Source organism: Bacillus sp. JJ1521 (assembly GCF_036965165.1).
Taxonomy (GTDB): Bacteria; Bacillota; Bacilli; order Bacillales; family Bacillaceae_L; genus Ferdinandcohnia.
In genome coordinates, this window is sequence record NZ_JBALOX010000136.1 from 1 (window position 1) to 4,869 (window position 4,869).

6 protein-coding genes are annotated in these 4,869 nt (G+C 40.6%); 4 read left to right on the forward strand and 2 right to left on the reverse strand.

Going from position 1 to position 4,869, the window contains the following annotated elements:
* A partial coding sequence (locus tag V7147_RS17725; protein WP_335369162.1) for a peroxidase family protein occupies positions 1–1,207 on the forward strand: 1,207 nt, incomplete at its 5' end.
* A 116-nt stretch (positions 1,208–1,323) separates the two neighbouring features.
* On the forward strand, positions 1,324–1,593 hold the full coding sequence (locus V7147_RS17730; RefSeq protein ID WP_335369163.1) for an SDR family oxidoreductase: 270 nt from the start codon (positions 1,324–1,326) through the stop codon (positions 1,591–1,593).
* Positions 1,594–1,661: 68 nt separating this feature from the next.
* Here V7147_RS17730 and V7147_RS17735 read toward each other — a convergent pair whose 3' ends face one another.
* Positions 1,662–2,633, reverse strand: a complete 972-nt coding sequence (locus V7147_RS17735) for a S8 family peptidase (protein ID WP_335369164.1) — start codon at positions 2,631–2,633, stop codon at positions 1,662–1,664.
* Positions 2,634–2,886: 253 nt separating this feature from the next.
* On the opposite strand from V7147_RS17735, the gene V7147_RS17740 reads away from it, so the two are divergent.
* Both V7147_RS17740 and V7147_RS17745 read left to right on the forward strand, forming a co-directional pair.
* On the forward strand, positions 2,887–4,272 hold the full coding sequence (locus tag V7147_RS17740; protein WP_335369165.1) for a LysM peptidoglycan-binding domain-containing protein: 1,386 nt from the start codon (positions 2,887–2,889) through the stop codon (positions 4,270–4,272).
* A 73-nt stretch (positions 4,273–4,345) separates the two neighbouring features.
* Positions 4,346–4,489 (forward strand): hypothetical protein, encoded by a 144-nt coding sequence (locus V7147_RS17745; RefSeq protein ID WP_335369166.1) that lies wholly within the window; start codon positions 4,346–4,348, stop codon positions 4,487–4,489.
* A gap of 50 nt (positions 4,490–4,539) precedes the next feature.
* On the opposite strand, the gene V7147_RS17750 is transcribed toward V7147_RS17745, so the two are convergent.
* A partial coding sequence (locus tag V7147_RS17750) for an NAD(P)H-dependent flavin oxidoreductase (RefSeq protein ID WP_335369167.1) occupies positions 4,540–4,869 on the reverse strand: 330 nt, incomplete at its 5' end.

Below are 4,869 nucleotides of genomic sequence, written 5' to 3' on the forward strand. Positions count from 1 at the left end.
GACAAAGAGTCCTGCTGGCGCATGGCAATGGCTGATTGTAGATCCTGCTGAGGAGCATCTTGCACCAGATGTAGAAGATCCTTCCATTAAGGTTCCGACAATGATGACCACTGCGGATATGGCATTACGTTTTGACCCAGAGTATGAGAAAATTTCTCGTCGTTTCCATCAGAATCCAGATGAGTTTGCAGATGCATTTGCTCGTGGATGGTTCAAGCTACTCCACCGTGACATGGGTCCTAAAGCAAGATATCTTGGTCCAGAAGTTCCTGAAGAAGATTTCATCTGGCAAGATCCTGTACCAGCTGGTAATTATGAATTAACGGATGCTGAAATAGCTGAAATAAAAGCAAAAATTCTTGATTCTGGTCTTACTATTAGTAAACTTGTAACAACTGCTTGGGCTTCTGCTAGTACGTACCGTAGCTCAGATCATCGTGGCGGTGCAAATGGCGCACGCATCCGTCTAGCTCCACAGAAGGATTGGGAAGTGAACCAACCAGAACAACTTGCACAAGTGCTTCAAGTTTTAGAAGGCATTCAACAAGATGTAGATATCAATTTCAGCCTGGCTGATTTGATTGTACTTGGTGGTTGTGCAGCAATCGAAAAAGCTGCTCAAGATGCGGGCTTTGAGGTAACAGTTCCATTTGCTCCTGGACGTGGCGATGCAACACTAGAGCAGACAGATGTAGAAAGCTTTGAAGTACTCGAGCCTATAGCTGACGGCTTCCGCAACTATCAAAAGCAACAGTATAGTGTGAGTCCGGAAGAGCTCCTAATTGATAAGGCTCAACTCATAGGTCTTACTGCACCAGAGATGACTGTTCTTATTGGGGGTATGCGTGTTCTAGGTACAAACCATGGTGGCTCAGAGCACGGCGTGTTTACCGATCGAGTCGGGGAGCTCACGAATGATTTCTTCGTTAACTTGCTCGACATGAATGTGGCGTGGAAGCCTGTAGGAGAAAACGTCTACGAAGGTAGTGACCGCAAAACAGGCGAAGTCGTACGTACAGCTACAAGAGTAGACCTTGTATTCGGCTCAAACTCAATACTACGTTCCCTTGCGGAAGTGTACGCTCAAGATGATAACAAAGAGAAGTTTGTGCGTGACTTTATCGCCGCATGGGTAAAGGTAATGAATGCAGATCGCTTCGATCTTAAAACGGTTGAAAATAAGAAAGCTCAACTAGCGGGTAAATAAGTGTAAAATTAAACACCATCAAACCAGATATGTTCCCTTCTATGTGATCAATCATAGGAGGGAATTTATTTTTCCATTAGTAAAGCCGTCCGACAATTGAGCGAACGGCCATCGCCTTGTTACCGGCTAAACGGTTGCTTTGCGAATCACTCGCAGACAAAGGCATCCGTATAAATGCCGTCGCTCCGGGACCAGCATGGACTCCTCTTACCGTTAGCACGTATCCAGCGGAACATGTGGCCACACTTGGTACTAACATTCCAATGGGCGGGGCTGCACAACCATTTGAAATTGCCCCAGCATTTGTATACCTTGCAACAAATCAATCGTTTTATGTAACGGGGCAAGGCCTACATATTAATGGAGGGATTATATTGTATTCATGAAATTGTCCCCCTTCATTCAAAAAAGGGGGACAAAATATACATATTACCTAGAAGTTTACGTACTTAATTTAAACATTCATGTGTGAAGTAGGAATCATTTCATGGAGCTTTTCGACTATATTAAGCAGTAGAAATCCATTTCCTTCAGCGCTTTTTCTATTCCCTAGTGGAATAGTTCGTCTGATGAGCTGTGCATAGACCTCTGCTTCACCGAGCGTTCTATCAAACTCTTTTTCACTTATATTGACTAATAAAGCGATGGCACCTGCAACATGTGGAGCCGCCATCGAAGTTCCTGTTAGTCTTGCATATTTATTGTCTGGATATGTTGAAACCACATCTACCCCAGGGGCGACTAGGTCGATTTCAGTATGAGTATTGGAAAATGGAGCAAGTTGCAAATCCATGTCTACAGCTCCTACCGAAATCACTTCGTTATACGCTCCAGGATAGGCATACTCAAATGTATCTTCCCGGGAATCCCCTTCGTTCCCCGCAGCAACAACGACAGAAATACCTTGATTTACTGCATGTTGAATCGCCTGATGCATTTCAGGTACATCTTCGGGACCACCTAATGACATGGAAATCACACGCACTTTTTCATTGTTAGGACCTCGCCATTCACCTGCATAGTTTATGGCATTTATGATCCATTCATAATTCCCTGACCCTTCTCCCGTCAATGCTTTTAAACTTAAAATTTGAGCCTTCGGAGCAACCCCGACAACTCCTTCGTTATTAAGACTTGCTGCAACGGTACCTGATACATGTGTGCCATGTCCATTATTGTCTTCAAATATCTCGGAGTCCCCATTATAATCCGTTGTAAAATTCCGTCCCGCTATAATTCGATCCTTTAGATCTGGATGAGACGTGTCAATCCCGGTGTCAATGACCGCGATAACAACACCTTCACCCTGGCTGCTTGCATCCCATAATGAAGGTGCTTGTACCAGCTGGACTCCCTCTGGTGTTTCATTCGTTTGATCAACAACTGACTGAATGGTAAACGGTAATAATTTGACTTGATTTTTCAAGATGATTCTCCTCCTTCAAATCAATTTTCAAAACTAGTTACCCTTATTCCCTTCTGTCTAGTCTAGGTTTGTTGTATGACTATTTTGTTAACCTTCATCGAAGGTTTGTTTCATTATACTAATCTGGAAAGAGTTATTTCAAGTATAAATACTAAAAATTCAGAAAATGAATACTTTGTCCTAATCCTTTTGAAGCGGACTATTTTCTTATTATTTGTTCTGATTTATGGGGATAGTAAAGAAAAACTGGAGGGTGATTGAAATAGAGACTTTTACTCATTATAAAATAATCGAAACACAACATGGAACCGAAATCGTCTTATATCTTAATGAAAATGTAACAAAGTTCTCTGCTGAATTCGGATCGATCTCCAAAGGAAAAGAACAAAGTATTACGAATGAAGCTATAAGCTTTATAAAAAGAATGTTTCCTTCATTGAAGGTTAAAACCTGCAAAATTATGGCTGGAGGAATGCTATTTTCAGTACTAGGAATTGGTGCACTACCTTCAGATAAAGCTTCAGCAGCTAAAAAACAAGTTGCACAGTCGGATACTGCCTCTTTATCCTACACGGTGTCTGCTGGTGATACGCTTTATAGCATTGCTCAGCGTAATGGTACAACAGTTGAAGCAATTAAACTGGCTAATCATTTATCTTCGGACATTTTACAGGTTGGGCAGACATTAACAATACCTTCTGGCGTGATGGCGGTCCCGACTGAAACCATTGAAGCTACATATCAGGTTGTTTCTGGGGATACATTATACAGCATTGCCAAACGAAATGGCACAACAGTCGATGCCATCAAGATCGTCAATCATTTATCTTCAAATTTATTAAATGTTGGACAGACATTGACAATTCCTTCAGGCGATACGTCGGTACCAAGTCAATCAAATGAAAATACATATCAAGTTGTTTCCGGGGATACATTATACAGCATCGCCAACCGCAATGGCACGACGATTGATTCCATCAAGAAAGCCAATAATTTATCATCAAATTTAATAGAGGTCGGGCAGGAGTTGACAATTCCTTCTGGAGTTACAGCTACTCCAACTCAAACCACAAAAACTACTTATCGAGTTGTTTCAGGTGATACGTTATACAGTATTGCTACACGCAATAAAACAACGGTTGATGCCATTAAAAAAGCTAATCATTTATCTTCGAACTTATTAAGTGTTGGTCAGACGTTGACAATTCCTACTGAAGGTAAGGCGGCACCGACTAAAACATCTTTCACTTCAGAACAACATTCAGTGACAAACCAAGAAGAAGTCAAGTGGCTGGCAAAAATGATATACAGTGAAGCAAGAGGTGAAACACTTGAAGGACAAATCGCAGTTGGTGCCGTCATAATGAATCGGGTAAAAAGTCCTTTATTTCCTAATAACGTAAAAGATGTTCTGTTTGAAAAAAGCTACGGTTACTATCAATTTACACCAGCCCAAACTGGTGCAATAAATACAGCAACCCCTACCGCACAAAATCTAGAAGCAGCCAAACGGGCGATTAATGGTGAGGATCCCACAAACGGAGCATTATTTTTTTACAACCCCGATAAAACGTTAAGCTCTTATCTTAGAAGTCGTACCGTTTCGACCACTATAGGAAACCATGTATTTGCTTATTAATGATGCACCCATTTTAAAATCAAATTAATCATGGATATTTTATTTAACTAATTTTTTATTGGAGGTAAAAGATATGTCCAAAAAACAGAACAAAACACCAGCTGATATTGAATATAGTATATGGGACACAAATACAGATAAAGACCATACAACACTGCCAATTAATTCTTCAGAATCATTAGGGAAAAAATCTCGACGAAAAAAAGATAGAAATTAGTTTCAAAGCAGACCAATATCAATTCGATTTGGTCTGCATTTTTTATTCACTTACCCCAAAATTCTCTCTACCTCGTCGATAAGTTCCTTTATAATGAATTCTGCATGATTTTCACAATCAATGAATCGAAGACCTTGACCTGCCCATAGGGCCATATACTCAATTTGATCTTGTTTGGAGGCTTCTATTCTCATGGTACTAGTTGCTGTATTTTGAATCGGATAAGGTAGTGGGGATATTCCACTCTTATCAAATTCCTCAATAAATTTATTTTTAATACCTCTCGCAGGCCTTCCAGAAAAGTTTTTCGTAATAACAGTTTGCTCTTCTGTACTTTCAAATAGGGCCTTCTTGTAGAGCGGATGGATACCTGACTCTTT